Raw genomic sequence first — 14,642 nt, 5'->3', positions numbered from 1 at the left:
TACCGCAGCGATTTTGACATTGCCAGTATCAAAATCGCTGCGGTAGCCTCAACCTTCTCAACCTTCTCAACTTTCCTCGACCTTCACTCTAACACAGTTTCAAGTTTTCAGTTTTGAGGAGGCAAAAATAATTAAATGTTTGGGAGTTCCCGAGGAACTATGTCATTGAATCCGCTGCATAAAAACATTTACCATGAAATGGAGTGATTTGAAGTACCTCATTGCCTATTCTGCTCCTTTGGCGACCCTTTGGGGCTTGTATGAGCAGGGCCATTGGTCTTTTGCAGGCATCTATGTCGGCTTTGTGGTTATTCCATTACTGGAGTTGATTAGTCCTGCTTCGGCGCGTAATTTGTCGCCACAGGAAGAAGATCAAAAACTCAACATGTGGTTTTTTGACCTATTATTGTACCTCAATATTCCCTTGTTGTATTTCATTTTGCACGTGTATTTTCAGCAAATTTTTGCGGGGAACAGCGCAACTTATGAATTGCTAGGGATGACCTGTAGTGTAGGCTTGATCGTAGGAACCATTGGCATCAATGTAGCCCATGAATTGGGGCACCGCAGTAAAAAGAGCGAACAAACGATGGCCAAAATTTTATTGCTGAGTGGCCTGTACATGCATTTTTTTATCGAACACAATCGAGGGCACCACAAACACGTGAGTACAGATGCCGATCCCGCTTCGGCGCGTTTTGGCGAAAACCTGTATACTTTTTGGTTGCGCTCGGTAGTAGGTTCCTGGCGCAACGCCTGGAAACTGGAGGCCGAACGTTTGCAAAAAATGGGGCTATCCTGGTTTTCCTGGCAAAACGAAATGCTGCGTTTTCAGGTAATCCAACTGGGGTATTTGCTCTGTATTGGGCTGGTCTACGCCTGGTGGATGCTGGGGTATGCCCTGGCTGTAGCGGTTTTTGGTTTTTTATTGCTGGAATCCGTGAATTACATCGAGCACTACGGCTTGCGCCGAAAGACATTGCCCAATGGCCGTCCCGAACCAGTTCAGGCCTGGCATTCCTGGAATTCGGACCACGAGCTGGGGCGCATTTTTTTGTACGAATTGACCCGACATTCGGATCACCATTTCAAGGCAAGCCGCAAGTACCAGGTATTGCGGCATTTTGACGAAAGTCCACAATTGCCCTTTGGTTATCCTACTTCCATCATCATTGCTTTGTTTCCCCCTTTATGGTTTACATTGATGAACCCGAGGGTAAAACAAGCACAACTGCGGCTTTCAATGCCAACCATATAACGATGCAACAAACTGGCAAACTGTATTTGATCCCGGTGCCCTTGGGCGAAACTGCCCATCATACCATTCCTCAATATGTCAAAGAATGTCTTTGGCAATTGGACTATTTTATCGTGGAGCGCGCCAAAACCGCCCGGCATTTTATCAAGGCGGCTCAACATCCACGCCCACTGCCGGAATTGGAAATGGTAGAACTCAGCGAACATACCAAAGAGGCAGAGTACCGTTCCTTTTTAGCACCAGCGCTCAGTGGCCGGAATATCGGCTTGATGTCGGAAGCAGGCTGCCCGGGGGTGGCCGATCCAGGCGCAGTAGTGGTTGACCTCGCGCATCGGCAAGGCATTCAAGTTGTACCACTCGTGGGCCCTTCTTCCATTTTGTTGGCATTGATGGGCTCAGGAATGAATGGCCAAAAGTTTTGCTTTCAAGGCTATTTGAGTGCCAAAAAGCAGGACCTGGGGCAACAACTCAAACACCTGGAACAGTTGGCCCAAGGCGATCAATGCACCCAGATTTTTATTGAAGCGCCCTACCGCAATCAGCAGATTGTGGCCGCCGCGCTTCAGCACCTGGCACCCCAAACGCGTTTGTGTATAGCCGTGGATTTGACCCTGCCCAGCGAATACATTGTGACCCGGAAAGTAGCAGAATGGAAGCGAAATCCTCCGGCGGATTTGCACAAACGGCCAGCGATATTTTTGTTGGGTTGAGCGCTTGAATTTTAGCTTTCTCAAGACCTATTTGTAAAGCTTAAGTGTTTTGACTTTATTTGCTGCGTGAAAACCACTTCGAAAGCTTGTCGACCGATTTTTTTTTATGGATGAACTAAAGTAGGTTGACTACGCTGAATCTTTGAACACACTCGACCATGCTTTTTATAGACGAAAAAACCATCGACCTCGCCATTGACGCCATCAGTGATTCTGATGAGCGCTACGATGCCGCGCTGGCATCCATCGAAAGCCAACAGGCTGAAATGATGTCTTATCTGTTTGCCGAAGACGAGGCGACTTTTAATGAAGATGAGAAAGATTTTCTCTTGTACTTGCTCCTGATCATCTGGGAAGCGGTGCGAACCAAGGTTGAAAAAATCAATCCAATCCCTGCCTCGGCCATTTCCGATGTTGAAGAGGCCAGCTGGGAATCTTTGGAAGCCAGTGTAGGTAAAAAATTCCGGGACCGGCTCGATCCCTTTTTTGAGGCTACCAAACAAGAAGATTTGTTGGCCTTCATAGAGGACGCGCTCCTGGACGATGAGGATACCCCGGTTACCAAAGAAGGCCGAGAGCCGATGTTTGTGACCTTGAAAGCTGTGATTGACTGTTTGGATCAGTTCAATTAAAGGTTTAGGGAGGTTTATGAAGGTTGAGAAGGTTTAGGCTGCCGCAGCGATTTTGCACCTCGGCTCCGCTCGGTGACCGGGTCGCTGCGGCAGCCTAAACCTTCTCAACCTTCCTCAACGTTTACTGGCAGTTCACCTTCCCCAGATACGTTCCAATCTTCGCATTAGCCGGATCTTTCAGCACCAGTTTCCCGCCGGAGCCCTCGGTCAGTTCTCCAGTCATTTCGCCAACCGCGTCAGCTTCGATGATGAAGATTTTTTCTTCGGCTTGTTCACTTCCCTCAATCACGTAATCCCAGTCGGCGGTCACTTTGTTGCCGTCTAGAGTACCGGAGAGGTCGCCACGGGCACCATCTTTTTCCCAGGGTTCCCAGGCCATATAGCCCGTTACCTTTGTCCCTTCTACGGTTAAAGTCAGGTAAGTAGAGTCTTGACCTTCGGTGAAGAGGTAACAAGTAGTGCCATCCTCGACTGTGAATTCGCTTTCTGTACTGGTTTCTTCCTCGGTGCTTGGTTTTGCTTTAGGCTGGCAAGCCATAAATGCGATTGCCAAAATCAGGCAAGCGCATAATCTGAACAGGTTGGACATGGTATATAAGTTTTTAATGTTTTATTGGATCAAGGTAATAAGGCTTGGGAAAATACTTGGTCAAAGGCGCTATATTTTTCCAAAAAGCCCCTAATTTGAACACCTAATGTACTTTCAGTAAATGGATTTTTTCAACACCTTATTGCTCACACTGCGCTTGGCAGGCGTCACCACGGTCATTTTGCTGGTTTTGGGCATTCCCATTGCCTACCGCTTGGCGTATACCCGGAGTTTTTTGAAGCCCGTGTTTGAAGCAATGGTTAGTTTGCCGCTGGTATTGCCACCTACGGTGATTGGGTTTTATTTGCTGATTGCCTTTAGCCCGAATAGCGCCTTGGGGGAATGGTTGCAAAACAACCTGGACATCCGGCTGGTGTTTACCTTTGAAGGCCTGGTGTTGGGCTCGGTCATCTACAGTTTTCCATTTATGGTGCAACCGCTGCAATCGGGATTTGAACATTTACCTCCGCATTTGGCCGAAGCTTCCTATACGCTGGGCAAATCGACCTGGGTCACCTTATGGCGGGTGCTCTTGCCCAACATACGCCCGGCCCTCTTGAGCGGGATTGTGTTGTCATTTGCGCACACGGTAGGCGAGTTTGGGGTGGTATTGATGATTGGGGGCAATATTCCTTCGGTTACCCGGGTAGCCTCGATTGCCATTTATGACGAAGTGGAAGCGCTCAATTTTGCTGCGGCCAATCAGTATGCCCTCACTATGGTTGTGCTCACTTTTGTTTTTTTGGTGCTATTTTTCCGCTTTAACCGCCGCTCGCAACAATGGATCACTCGATAAGCAGCCTCAATTGTAGCCTACAGCTCAAGGATTCCCAGCGCTCCTTCTACCTGGAGGTCGACTTGCAGCTTTACCCCAAAGAGCTGCTGGCCTTGACTGGGCCATCGGGTAGTGGCAAAACGACGATTCTGCGCATCCTAGCGGGGTTGGAAAAAAGGGCCAAGGGGCGTTTGTGGGTGCAAGGTGAGTTGTGGCAGGATTCCGCACAAGGCATTTTTTTAGCCCCGCAACAACGTTCGATAGGGGTCGTATTTCAGGATTATGCACTTTTCCCCAACATGAGTGTGTTGCAAAATTTGCAGTTTGCCTTGCCTAAAACCGAAAATCAGACCCTCATTGAGGAGTTATTGGAAGTGATGGATTTGCAGGAACTGAAAACGGCTTATCCCCGGGAATTATCAGGTGGCCAACAACAGAGGGTGGCCCTGGCCCGTGCCCTCGTGCGTCGCCCCAAATTGTTGTTGCTCGACGAGCCCCTTTCAGCCCTGGATACGCAAATGCGGGAGCATTTGCAAGGGTTTATCCGCCTGCTCCATGAGCGGTATGCCCTGACCACACTCTTGATTAGCCACCATCCCGAAGAAATTCAACGCCTGGCTGATCGGGTCATTGTGATGGAAAAGGGAAAGATTATCTCTGAAAATTTGACTCAGGAAACTAAGCCTGCGGGTTTGCTGCTGAGTGCCATCTGGCTAGCGCCGCAAAATGGGCGGATTCGGGTGCAATTGGGGGACAATGAGTTGCAGATGCCGGAGCCTGCGAAAGCATTTGCGGACTACCTTCCAGGGCAAGAGGTATGGATTAGGATGGTATCGGCAGAGCGGTTTGAGGTGTGTGATGAGGAGAAATTGAGGTGATGGTAAAATCCAAATGTCATTGATTCTGAGTTGATAGAGTAGATAAGGGTATTGGGGATAAATTATGAGGTGTGGTTCCAGTGTAGGTTACTAAAGTTGCTGAGGGAAGACTTGGACGATCTGAGCAAAATTTTGTTACAGCAATAAAACTTTCCAATTATGCAAAATGTAATTGATCTAACCGTTTCATTATTGTTTTTTTTAACCTTGATTTCCATTTTCGTCATTGCTGTATATTCTTCAAAAATAAGGGTGCATAGGCAAAATAGAACCTTCAATTTTTTTTCGGATGTTATTCTACGGAACCACATCAATCGTGATATTGTACCTTTTTTAATTGAATCAACTAATGAGGACAATGTCGTGTTAAAAAAGATCATCAAAAAGAGAAATTTACTTGTTTATGTTTTTTGGTTTTCGTTTATATTTTTGATTTTATTTTCTTTCGTTGGAGGCTGAAAACCCCGCTGGTACATTATCCTTCCCCTGCATCAACTCATACACCCCAATGGCCAGCTTTGCGAAGCCAGGAAGCTTCCGCGAAACCGAGGATTTTACTGCATCCACACTGTCGCTATTCATGATGTTCGCCATATCGGTATAAGACCAATCCAGGTCATCTTTCATTGCTTTGAAACGTTTTTTCCATTCTTGCTCAGCTTTCTCTTCCATTGTTTTTCGGACAAAGGCCCAGGTACTCTCTGAAAAATGGGGTTTAAGGTTTTGCTCCATGTAAAACAACAGCGCTTCAGCTTCGGTACAAAATGGATGTTCCTTGCGGTAGTTGTATAGTACGGCATTTACCCCAAATTCAAAGGTATCGCACATGATCTGCGCTTTGCGCTCGTTGGGCAAATGGTAGTACCAATTGGCATAAGCCAATTCAGCTGCTTTGCTGGAATTGATGAGCTCAAAATAGTCCATAACGATTGATTAATAAGCGGTCACATCTTAGAATTGATCAATACAATTAATTGGGTATAGCTCTAAATGATACGGGTTGCTTTGGAGTTACTTGAGTTCATTTTTATATACGCTCTTCTAATACCTTTTGAACCGCTTCTACTTCTAAATCCAAAATAGCGGCAATTTTTTCCGCTTCCAGGCCCAATTGTGCCAGCTCAGGTACGGCGTGTTTGAGGAGTTCTTCTTCTCGTTTGACTTCGCCTATATGGATACCTTTCTCAATGCCCTTTTCAATGCCTTGTTCAATCCCCTGCTCAAGTCCTTCTACAATCCCCTGTTGTTTAACCTCTTCCAAAATTGCTTCCTGGATTCCCATTGGTTGATTTGCTTTGATGAGTTGATTTAAATCTTGTTCAAATTTAAGCAGGTTTTCCGAATTTGTAAAGGGCACGAAATACTTTATGAAGTTGATCACGCTGACGATCTTTTCACGACTGACTTTACGTTTCAATAAACTTTTGATCAAATTTAGTTTCGTTGAATAAAGTTGATCATCGGTTTTCTTTTTGCCCAATTGTTGCCAGGCGGCCTCCATCACTGCCGCGAAAGGATTGGGGTTCTGCATTAGCTCAGCTACGGGATGATCCCGAAGTATGTAGGTGTTGAACCGATAGATGACCTCCGTTCCAAAAAAAGTCTCAGCAAACTGCGTGTAGTGATAATTCCGATTCCAATCAGTATAAATGGCTAGCCCAGTCACTGGCCGTTGATACTTATCCCGAATGCGGTACATGTACTCAAACATCCGGACTGCAAACTGGCTATCCTGATAGCCCTGAACTTCTACATGGATTAGAAACCAGGCTTCTTGCCCATCTTTCAACCACACCCGAATGAGCTTGTCGGCGTGTCGGTTTTGCCCCGGATTATCAGGCATAAGTTTTTGTAGCTCGGTGTCCAAAAACTCAAAACCGAGCTCAAAATCAATCTCTTCTACGTAGTCTGGGAAGAAATGCCGGATGAAGTCATCCACTAGGTTTTCTATAATTCCCTTCCATAAAATGTCTTTTGAAATGAACATAATTGCTTGGTTGAAGCAGCAAGATAGGGGATGAGTTGGGCATGAATCAAGCCATTTTTGACGGGTTTTGACCAGGGCAAATTGAGTGTATTGGGAATATTAGCTTCTCTGAGATGTGGATTCGGATGGTATCGGCGGAGCGTTTTGAGGTGGGTGATGATGAAAAATTCAACAGATAATCAGCGCCTAGTAGCGAAAAAAATACCCCCCACTGTACCTTTGCGCCAATTTTTATCGTTCCTAAAGCAAAATTAAGACTGTGCATACGATGATTCTGAGTGGAAAGCCGTTTTTGCGGATTGTTTTTGGTGTTATTTTCAGCTTGTTTCTGGTTACAACTTGGGCCCAAAAAGGCTGGGAAGCTGGTGTTTGGCTGGGAACAGCCTATTATTTTGGCGACCTGAATACCAGTTACAACCTAGGTGATCCCCGGCCAGCAGGCGGGATCATTGCCCGATACAATTTCAACAATCGTGTTTGTTTCAAAATGGGTGGTGGCTACGGCGTCGTCAGCGGTGACGATGCCCGCTCGAGCAATCCTTTTGAAAAGGCGCGTAACCTCAGTTTTCGCTCGGAAGTTTTTGATGTCAGTGGGCAATTTGAAATTAACTTTTTGCCTTATGTACATGGCAGCCGATCGGAATTTTTTACCCCTTACCTTTTTGCAGGTTTTTCAGCCTTTTCCTTCAATCCAACGGCGGAATTGGACGGCACGCGCTATAACTTGCGTGAGTTGGGCACCGAAGGGCAGTTTAAAGGAGAAGAATATTACAGCGTGAGTGGCAGTTTTGTCTATGGCGGTGGCTTGAAAATTGACGTGAGCAAAAACTGGAGCCTGAACCTTGAGTTGGGTGCCCGTGCCGCCTTTACTGATTACATCGATGACGTAAGTACAGTTTATGCGGATAAAAAAGACATCCTGCGCAGCCGGGGCGAAGTAGCCGCTGCACTTTCCGATCGCTCCATCATGATTCCGGGTGTGGATAGCAGCCAGCTCGGCAAAGAAGGCTCTCAACGCGGGAACAGCAGCAACAAGGACAATTTGGTGTTTATTCAGATTGGGATTGTCCGGTATTTTGGGAATTTGGCTTGTCCGAAGCCGTAGCATTAAAGGAAATCAACCATTTTAGATTTGCTAAAAGTTGGTATAAATACAACCTCGTGACCAAGCAAAGCACTTACCCACGCCTAATCTGGAGTATAGCCATCAGCCTTTTGATGCTTGGCCTCCAATCCTGCCGTACCGGCTGTGGTTGCCCCATGGCTCAAACAGAAAGAGGATTCCAGGTTGCCCCAGAATCCTCCCCCACACGAATAAATTCATGGGCTAATCCCCCACGAATAAGTTCATCGGTTATCACATGGCATTTAGCCTGATCTCATCGTCGTTGTCGTCAAAGAAACGGTATTTCCCCAGATGGTAGGTGCCATCCGCAGCGATGTCGACGCGCCGGAAGTATTGTTTGAACCACTTCCATTGGAAACTGCTGAACCAGCCCTTGGTCAGGTAAGCCTGTAGGTACGGGTGTACCACGAGTTTGATCTTTGACTTGGGATGGGCAGATTGGATGTAAGCCAAATCGCGCTCAATGTCGGTCACCATCAGAATGGAAGCATTTGTTTTTCCGGTGCCATCACAAGTAGGACAAACCTCGGTCGTGTCGATCTTCACCTCAGGCCGTACCCGCTGGCGGGTAATTTGCATCAAACCAAATTTGCTCAGCGGCAAAATGGTGTGTTGCGCCCGGTCTTTTTTCATGGCGTTCTTCATCTCCTTGACCAAATCCTTCCGGTATTCCAGATTTTTCATGTCGATGAAGTCGACGATAATGATGCCCCCGATGTCGCGTAGGCGCAACTGGCGAGCAATCTCTTCCACCGCTTCCATGTTCACCTTCGACACCGCCTCTTCAGCGTTGGTGCTAGACATTTTGTGCCCACTGTTCACGTCAATGACGTGCATGGCTTCCGTAGATTCGATCACCAGGTAAGCTCCGCTGGACATGGTAGCCGTTTTGCCAAAAGATGCCTGAATCTGGCGGGTGACCCCGTGGGTTTCAAAAATCGACTTGGTGCCTTTGTAGTGGCTCACGATGTTGACTTGATCCGGGGCAATGGAGCCCAGGTAACTCTTGATGTTGAGGTACAACTCCTTGTCGTTGACCACGATGCGGCTGAAGGAATCGCTCAGCAGATCGCGCAGGATGCTGGAAGTTTTGTCCAGTTCGCTGAGCAATTTGGCGGGGCCATCCGTTTTGTACATGGATTTGTACATCTCCTCCCACTTCTCCAGCATGTAGGAGAGTTCTTCATGCAAGTCGGCCACTTTTTTTCCTTCTGCTGCCGTACGCACAATCACGCCAAAGTTTTTGGGCTTGATGCTTTCGATCAGCACCTTCAAACGTTTGCGTTCTTCGTTGTTGGCAATTTTTTTGGAAACGGCCACCACGTCGGTGAAAGGAGTAAGGACCAGGTAACGGCCAGGAATGGTGATTTCACAACTCAGGCGTGGGCCTTTGGTGGAAATGGGTTCTTTGAGTACTTGCACGAGTACATTCTGGCGCTTGTTGAGCACCTGATCGATTTTGCCATTTTTATTGATCTCTGGTTCAATGGCAAAATTATCCAGACTGAAGGAGTTGGATTGTCCGCCGGAAACTTGTTGGGTAAATTTCAACAAGGAGCGGAGTTTCGGTCCTAAGTCGGTGTAATGTAGGAAGGCATCTTTTTTGTGCCCAATGTCTACAAAAGCCGCATTAAGTCCCGGCATCAAGCGCCGGACTTTGCCCAGGAAAATATCACCAACGGTGAAATTGTTGTTGGTTTTCTGGTAGTGTATCTCCACCAGTTTGCCATCTTCCAAAAGGGCAATTTCGACTTCTGTGGGAGTTGAATTAATAATAAGATCTTTTTCCACAGACTGCCAATTTAAGGCGATCCGGACTGTATAGAGCGTACAAAGGCGGCGGAGAAGAGAAAAAGTAAAATAATCAGGCAGTACCTATGGTCATTAGCTCTTGTGGAAATCAAAAATAAGAGGAATTTTTTTCTGTATTGTTGGGGCTGAAAAATAGACGAAAAATGTACATCAACATTAAAAAGCTCACAACTGCTCTTATCTTGACCGGTTCCGTCCAAGCTGGACATAAAAATAGTAATGCCGTATTTGTAACTTTTGAGTAGGCCATATGCACACAATCCAGATTGTGGGCAACATGGCCTACAATCTGGATTTTCCGGCAGATGACAAACTTGGTGACTAATGCCGCAAGAAATGCCCATCTACAAATTCCGGAGCCACTTTATAAAAATAAGTTGATCAGTGAAGCGTGCTGCGTATTGCACACGAGTTAGGCTAATTTCAATAACCTTGACTCCGCATACCATACGTGCCAGCACAGTTCACTATCTGTTCTTCTTCTTATGACGATTCTTACGCAACCGCTTCTTGCGCTTGTGCGTGGCAATCTTATGTCTTTTACGTTTTTTACCGCAAGGCATAGTATGACCTTTTAAAGGTGAATAAATTTATTTCCTGATGTCCCCATTAACGGGTACATTTTTCTGCAAACGAATTTGCTTTGGCCTTGTCGCCTAACGCATTATACGCATCGGCAAGCATACAGGCTGCTTCTGTAAGGCTTGGATCGAGTTCAAAGGCTCGTCCCAAACGCTCTACGGCACGATCAAACTGGTTCGTACGCATAGCCAAACGTCCCAATTGCACCAAAATTGCCGGATTATCGGGGCTGCTGTCGTTTAATTCACGAAGCATCAGGATACCTTTCATCGGGTTGTCCTGCGGTGGATTGTCGGTGTACACCAAAGCCAGATTGATTTTATGCGACAGCTCTTCAGGATTGATAGAGATGGCATTTTCAAAAGCTTTGGTAGCACGCGAAGCCGCAAAGTCTCGTACTACCTGATCACTCAGCCCTGGCAATGCAAGGGCATAAGTAGTTCCAGCAATCGACCAACTTTCCTCAGTATTGAGCAATTCGGCAATTTGTTGGGCATAATGCCCAGAAATGACCGCGTTGCCCAAACTATACCACTCACCAGCCAGGCGTTTGAGTACCGCGATTTTAGCGGTATCGCTGCTTTGGCGGGCTAGTTCATCCTCCAGTGCTTCTACCAGTGCTACGTCATTCGCCTCGAGGCTATCCTTTGCAGCTGGAAGGAGCACATTGATGTCCGTGTTTTGTGCAACCAGTGACCGGGACTTTTCCAGGCCTTTCATTTTTGGTGCTTTGGTTTCACAACCGAAGCGGAGAACAAGCAACAGCAATAAAGCGGCTGCGATTACAGCATATTGCAATTTTGTCATCGGTGCTGGTTATGCCAGACCAGGAACCATTGGGTTTGACCCCACGGAACCCTGGGTGGGATGCTAATCTTCGTCTTCGTCTTCTTCGTAGTTGTCTTTCGGCAAAGAATCTACGTTGGCTTTTACTTGCTCAACGAACACTTTTGCTGGTTTGAAAGACGGAATAAAGTGCTCAGGAATCTCAATCGCTACATTTTTCTTGATGTGGCGACCGATTTTCTTGGCGCGTCTTTTAATCACAAAACTACCGAACCCGCGAATGTACACATTCTCCCCTTCGGCTAAAGAGCCTTTTACTTCTTTGAAGAAAGTCTCCAACGTTACAAGTACATCAACTTTTGGTACACCTGTCTTCTCAGATATTGCTGCAACTAGATCAGCTTTTCTCATCGGTATATACTTGGTTTATAGTAAGTTATAAATGTTTCCGGCTTATTCGGAAAGCGAGTGGCAAATTTCGTAATTTTCTTCCTTATTTAAAAACTAAAAGCGCTTTTATTTCTTTAGTTTTCTTTAATTTTCAATTCATTATCTTTGCCGCTCACCTAGCACCCTCGGACTTTGGACGAGGAATGCCTACTTTCAACTCTATGTTATTATCGATGACCGGCTATGGTAGGGTAAGCCGCAACTACCTCGACAAGACGATTATTGTAGAGATTCGGTCGCTGAACAGCAAATTCACCGACCTCCGGCTAAAGGCCCCCCAACATTACAAAGAAAAGGAACCAGATATCCGGAAAATTTTGACCGAACGCCTGGAACGTGGGAAAATCGATTTTACTTTGGAAATCAATTCTTCTACGGGTGAAGATGGGTTTGCGCTCAACATCCCACTATTTAAGCGCTACGTAGTGGAGTTGCGACAGCTTAGCGCAGAGTTGAAGGTAGAAACGGGGGATTTGTTGCAGGCAGTTTTGCGTTTGCCCAATGTAGTTTCCAGTGCCAATGAGGATATTGAAGAAAAAGAGTGGGAGAATGTCTACTCCGCCATCAAAGAAGCCATCGAACAATTTGAACAATTCCGGGCCTCTGAAGGTAATGTCCTAAAAGAGGAATTGCGCAGCCGCATCGTACTGATTCAGGAAAACCTGGAAAAAGTAGGTCCCCTGGAAGGTGAACGGGTGGTACGGATGCGCCAGCGTTTGCACCAAAACCTGGAAGAATCGCTGGGCAAGGAAAAAATTGATGAAAACCGCTTTGAGCAGGAAATCATTCATTACCTCGAAAAGCTGGACATCACCGAAGAAAAAGTGCGCCTGGCTCAACATTGCAAGTACTTCATCGAAGAGCTAAGCCAGCCCGGCACCCAGAAAGGCCGCAAACTCAGTTTCATCAGCCAGGAAATTGGTCGGGAGATCAATACCCTGGGGGCTAAGGCTTATTCATCCGAAATTCAGCGCCTGGTGGTCGTGATGAAAGATGAATTGGAAAAAATCAAAGAGCAGGTCGCTAATTGTTTGTAAAATGAGCAAGCTCATCATCTTGACTGCGCCCTCGGGGGCGGGTAAAACGACCATTGTCCGGCATTTGTTGAATACCATGCCCGAGTTGGCTTTTTCCATCTCGGCTACTACTCGCGAACGCCGTCCAAATGAAGTGGAAGGAGAAGACTACTACTATATAGGTGTAGCTGAGTTTAAAAAATTGATTGCCGAAGATGCTTTTGCCGAATGGCAACAAGTGTATCCTGATCTGTTTTACGGAACCCTACGCCGAGAAATGGATCGAATTTGGGCAGAAGGTAAACACATCGTTTTTGACATTGACGTAAAAGGGGCAGTCAACCTGAAAAATGCCTACCCTGATCAGTCCTTGGCTATCTTTGTGAAACCACCTTCTAAAGCGGCTTTATTTGAACGATTGCGCCAACGCAAGACAGAAAATGAAGAAAGCTTGCGCAAGCGTTTGGCAAAAGCCGAAGAAGAGCTTACATTTGAAAACAAATTTGACCATATTCTGGTTAACGATGTACTGGAAGATGCACTCGACGAGGCTCAAATGGTCGTTCGCCGATTTATCCATACCTAAATAAGCTCTTAGCTAGCATACGTCATGGACACACTCATCACCAATGGCATTAAAATATCGGTAGAAACTTTTTACCAACCGAGTTATTCGAATCCGGTTGAGGCTAAGTTTATTCATGCCTATCGGATTACCATTGAAAACCTGAGCGACATGACGGTGCAGCTCATGCGGCGCCATTGGGTGATTACTGATTCAGATGGGATTGTACGCGAAGTGGAAGGGGAAGGCGTGATTGGCCGCCAACCTGTACTGGAGCCCAATGAATCGCATCAATACGTATCCTGGTGCAACTTGCATACTGGCATGGGGCGCATGGTGGGTTCGTACGAGATGCAAAACATTCATTCAGGAGATCTATTCCAGGTGGATATTCCAGCCTTTCAGTTGATTGCTCCTTTTCAACTCAATTAAGTGCTAAAATTTGTGCTATAAAAAAGAAAGCCGGATCGAAGTCATCTTCAATCCGGCTTTCTTTTTTGCCATAGAGACGCACGGCTATGCGTCTCTACTCAATCAGGGATACTGATTATTGCTTGCTGATTTGGAGCAGAGGCGCCATATCTGGATCTGCTACTACGTCAGATCTGCGGTTGGCAGCTTTGCCTTCCTTAGAGCCGTTGTCAGCTTTAGGCATGGTATCGCCACGGCCAACGGTAGCCACTTGTGCAGGGCTAACACCATTTTTGATCAATTCGCGGCAAATGGCCAAAGAACGCTTGGAAGAAAGCTCCCAGTTGTCTTGGTACGCACCACCACCACGTACCTTGTCGGTATCAGTGTGGCCTTCAACCAAAATTTTCAACTTTGGATTGCTTTTCAGCGTAGTTGCCAATTGAGCTACTGCTTCACGTTGTGCTTTAGACAGCGCATAAGAACCAGTTCTATAGTCCATTGGTGCGCTGGTCATCAGGTACAAACGGCCATCTCTTTCTTCGGCAGTCAAGCCGCTGCTCTTGTAAGCAGAGAAAATTCCGTTGACCTCATTTTTGATTTTGGTGAGTTCAGCCTGACTCATGTCCAATTTTTGCTGAACTGCGCTGATTTGACCCTTAGTGGCATCAAGATCTTTGCGCAAGTTGGCGATTTCGCCGTTCAAGCGAGCTTTTTCAGCTTCCAATTGGGCTTTCAGGTCGACGTTTTCTTTCTCCAGGTTGGCTACTTTTGTCTGTGTTTCAGCCAAAGCCTTGTCTGCTGCTTCTTTGCTGGCGAGCAGTTCATCGAACTTTTTCTTGGAAACACAAGATTGCATAGAACCTAGCGCAAGAACAACTACTAGTAAGTTGAGTACTAGACGCATGTTTTTCTGTTTAATTTGAAAATGAATAGTTTCGTAACCATGATGGCGCTCTCGCCAGTCAAGCTTCGAGCAGGTTTAACATGCTCTTAGAAATAGGAAACGCCCTAATCCCAGCTTTTATCTTGCAAAACAAGGTATATTTTGTGAATAAAACAAAA

Annotated in this window: 16 protein-coding genes; 9 read left to right on the top strand and 7 right to left on the bottom strand. The window is 46.3% G+C overall.

From position 1 onward, the window contains the following. The first annotated feature begins 193 nt into the window (after positions 1-193). From ACEW9O_RS30025 to ACEW9O_RS30015, 3 genes are all read left to right on the top strand, one after another. Positions 194-1,258, top strand: coding sequence for an alkane 1-monooxygenase (locus ACEW9O_RS30025; protein ID WP_373553935.1), 1,065 nt, complete (start codon positions 194-196; stop codon positions 1,256-1,258). Positions 1,259-1,260: 2 nt separating this feature from the next. Continuing rightward, positions 1,261-1,968 (top strand): SAM-dependent methyltransferase, encoded by a 708-nt coding sequence (locus ACEW9O_RS30020; protein WP_373553934.1) that lies wholly within the window; start codon positions 1,261-1,263, stop codon positions 1,966-1,968. Positions 1,969-2,126: 158 nt separating this feature from the next. Then, positions 2,127-2,600 (top strand): hypothetical protein, encoded by a 474-nt coding sequence (locus ACEW9O_RS30015; protein ID WP_373553933.1) that lies wholly within the window; start codon positions 2,127-2,129, stop codon positions 2,598-2,600. 121 nt (positions 2,601-2,721) lie between these two features. Here the strand turns inward: ACEW9O_RS30015 and ACEW9O_RS30010 are convergent, their stop codons facing one another. Beyond that, the gene (locus tag ACEW9O_RS30010) at positions 2,722-3,189 is read right to left on the bottom strand and encodes a hypothetical protein (RefSeq protein ID WP_373553932.1); all 468 of its coding nucleotides are present in this window, start codon (positions 3,187-3,189) and stop codon (positions 2,722-2,724) included. A 121-nt stretch (positions 3,190-3,310) separates the two neighbouring features. Here ACEW9O_RS30010 and modB point away from each other — a divergent pair, with 121 nt between their 5' ends. Together modB and ACEW9O_RS30000 are read left to right on the top strand one after the other, a co-directional pair. Continuing rightward, positions 3,311-3,985: a molybdate ABC transporter permease subunit gene (gene modB, locus ACEW9O_RS30005; protein ID WP_373553931.1), complete on the top strand. Its 675-nt coding sequence runs from the start codon at positions 3,311-3,313 to the stop codon at positions 3,983-3,985. Next, the gene (locus tag ACEW9O_RS30000) at positions 3,970-4,842 is read left to right on the top strand and encodes an ABC transporter ATP-binding protein (protein ID WP_373553930.1); all 873 of its coding nucleotides are present in this window, start codon (positions 3,970-3,972) and stop codon (positions 4,840-4,842) included. The genes modB and ACEW9O_RS30000 overlap by 16 nt, the downstream gene beginning before the upstream one ends. A gap of 435 nt (positions 4,843-5,277) precedes the next feature. On the opposite strand, the gene ACEW9O_RS29995 is transcribed toward ACEW9O_RS30000, so the two are convergent. Both ACEW9O_RS29995 and ACEW9O_RS29990 read right to left on the bottom strand, forming a co-directional pair. Then, on the bottom strand, positions 5,278-5,766 hold the full coding sequence (locus ACEW9O_RS29995; protein WP_373553929.1) for a hypothetical protein: 489 nt from the start codon (positions 5,764-5,766) through the stop codon (positions 5,278-5,280). 103 nt (positions 5,767-5,869) lie between these two features. Further along, positions 5,870-6,829, bottom strand: a complete 960-nt coding sequence (locus tag ACEW9O_RS29990) for an Rpn family recombination-promoting nuclease/putative transposase (protein WP_373553928.1) — start codon at positions 6,827-6,829, stop codon at positions 5,870-5,872. Positions 6,830-7,097: 268 nt separating this feature from the next. Here ACEW9O_RS29990 and ACEW9O_RS29985 point away from each other — a divergent pair, with 268 nt between their 5' ends. Next, positions 7,098-7,934, top strand: a complete 837-nt coding sequence (locus ACEW9O_RS29985) for a DUF6089 family protein (protein ID WP_373553936.1) — start codon at positions 7,098-7,100, stop codon at positions 7,932-7,934. A gap of 252 nt (positions 7,935-8,186) precedes the next feature. On the opposite strand, the gene ACEW9O_RS29980 is transcribed toward ACEW9O_RS29985, so the two are convergent. The 3 genes from ACEW9O_RS29980 to ACEW9O_RS29970 all read right to left on the bottom strand — a co-directional run bounded on the left by ACEW9O_RS29980 (position 8,187) and on the right by ACEW9O_RS29970 (position 11,546). Continuing rightward, a complete protein-coding gene (locus ACEW9O_RS29980; RefSeq protein WP_373553927.1) occupies positions 8,187-9,746 on the bottom strand; it encodes a ribonuclease E/G in 1,560 nt (519 codons plus the stop codon). Between the two features lie 630 nt (positions 9,747-10,376). Continuing rightward, positions 10,377-11,156, bottom strand: a complete 780-nt coding sequence (locus tag ACEW9O_RS29975) for a tetratricopeptide repeat protein (protein WP_373553926.1) — start codon at positions 11,154-11,156, stop codon at positions 10,377-10,379. A 63-nt stretch (positions 11,157-11,219) separates the two neighbouring features. Beyond that, on the bottom strand, positions 11,220-11,546 hold the full coding sequence (locus ACEW9O_RS29970; protein WP_373553925.1) for an HU family DNA-binding protein: 327 nt from the start codon (positions 11,544-11,546) through the stop codon (positions 11,220-11,222). Between the two features lie 212 nt (positions 11,547-11,758). Between ACEW9O_RS29970 and ACEW9O_RS29965 the strand changes: the two genes are divergently transcribed. Genes ACEW9O_RS29965 through apaG form a run of 3 tightly spaced genes read left to right on the top strand, consistent with a single transcriptional unit; the run spans position 11,759 to position 13,598 of the window. Beyond that, entirely contained in the window at positions 11,759-12,622 is an 864-nt protein-coding gene (locus tag ACEW9O_RS29965; RefSeq protein WP_373553924.1) for a YicC/YloC family endoribonuclease, read from the top strand. 1 nt (position 12,623) lies between these two features. Beyond that, positions 12,624-13,187, top strand: coding sequence for a guanylate kinase (gmk, locus tag ACEW9O_RS29960; protein ID WP_373553923.1), 564 nt, complete (start codon positions 12,624-12,626; stop codon positions 13,185-13,187). Between the two features lie 24 nt (positions 13,188-13,211). Then, entirely contained in the window at positions 13,212-13,598 is a 387-nt protein-coding gene (gene apaG, locus ACEW9O_RS29955; RefSeq protein ID WP_320031853.1) for a Co2+/Mg2+ efflux protein ApaG, read from the top strand. A 115-nt stretch (positions 13,599-13,713) separates the two neighbouring features. On the opposite strand, the gene ACEW9O_RS29950 is transcribed toward apaG, so the two are convergent. After that, positions 13,714-14,484 carry an OmpA family protein gene (locus tag ACEW9O_RS29950; protein ID WP_373553922.1) on the bottom strand — a complete coding sequence of 257 codons (771 nt, stop codon included), beginning with the start codon at positions 14,482-14,484 and terminating at the stop codon, positions 13,714-13,716. Between the last annotated feature and the right edge of the window lie 158 nt (positions 14,485-14,642).

It is taken from the genome of Haliscomenobacter sp. (genome assembly GCF_041740695.1).
Lineage (GTDB): Bacteria > Bacteroidota > Bacteroidia > Chitinophagales > Saprospiraceae > Haliscomenobacter.
The sequence above is the reverse complement of the archived record's forward strand: the minus strand, read 5'-3'. Positions and strand labels throughout refer to the sequence as shown.

What these genes read in the sequence shown, in the direction of transcription:
- ACEW9O_RS30025 (WP_373553935.1), top strand. Translation starts at nt 194, where the DNA reads ATGAAATGGAGTGATTTGAAGTACCTCATTGCCTATTCTGCTCCTTTG.
- ACEW9O_RS30020 (WP_373553934.1), top strand. Translation starts at nt 1,261, where the DNA reads ATGCAACAAACTGGCAAACTGTATTTGATCCCGGTGCCCTTGGGCGAA.
- ACEW9O_RS30015 (WP_373553933.1), top strand. Translation starts at nt 2,127, where the DNA reads ATGCTTTTTATAGACGAAAAAACCATCGACCTCGCCATTGACGCCATC.
- ACEW9O_RS30010 (WP_373553932.1), bottom strand. Translation starts at nt 3,189, where the DNA reads ATGTCCAACCTGTTCAGATTATGCGCTTGCCTGATTTTGGCAATCGCA.
- modB (WP_373553931.1), top strand. Translation starts at nt 3,311, where the DNA reads ATGGATTTTTTCAACACCTTATTGCTCACACTGCGCTTGGCAGGCGTC.
- ACEW9O_RS30000 (WP_373553930.1), top strand. Translation starts at nt 3,970, where the DNA reads ATGGATCACTCGATAAGCAGCCTCAATTGTAGCCTACAGCTCAAGGAT.
- ACEW9O_RS29995 (WP_373553929.1), bottom strand. Translation starts at nt 5,766, where the DNA reads ATGGACTATTTTGAGCTCATCAATTCCAGCAAAGCAGCTGAATTGGCT.
- ACEW9O_RS29990 (WP_373553928.1), bottom strand. Translation starts at nt 6,829, where the DNA reads ATGTTCATTTCAAAAGACATTTTATGGAAGGGAATTATAGAAAACCTA.
- ACEW9O_RS29985 (WP_373553936.1), top strand. Translation starts at nt 7,098, where the DNA reads ATGATTCTGAGTGGAAAGCCGTTTTTGCGGATTGTTTTTGGTGTTATT.
- ACEW9O_RS29975 (WP_373553926.1), bottom strand. Translation starts at nt 11,156, where the DNA reads ATGACAAAATTGCAATATGCTGTAATCGCAGCCGCTTTATTGCTGTTG.
- ACEW9O_RS29970 (WP_373553925.1), bottom strand. Translation starts at nt 11,546, where the DNA reads ATGAGAAAAGCTGATCTAGTTGCAGCAATATCTGAGAAGACAGGTGTA.
- ACEW9O_RS29965 (WP_373553924.1), top strand. Translation starts at nt 11,759, where the DNA reads ATGACCGGCTATGGTAGGGTAAGCCGCAACTACCTCGACAAGACGATT.
- gmk (WP_373553923.1), top strand. Translation starts at nt 12,624, where the DNA reads ATGAGCAAGCTCATCATCTTGACTGCGCCCTCGGGGGCGGGTAAAACG.
- apaG (WP_320031853.1), top strand. Translation starts at nt 13,212, where the DNA reads ATGGACACACTCATCACCAATGGCATTAAAATATCGGTAGAAACTTTT.
- ACEW9O_RS29950 (WP_373553922.1), bottom strand. Translation starts at nt 14,484, where the DNA reads ATGCGTCTAGTACTCAACTTACTAGTAGTTGTTCTTGCGCTAGGTTCT.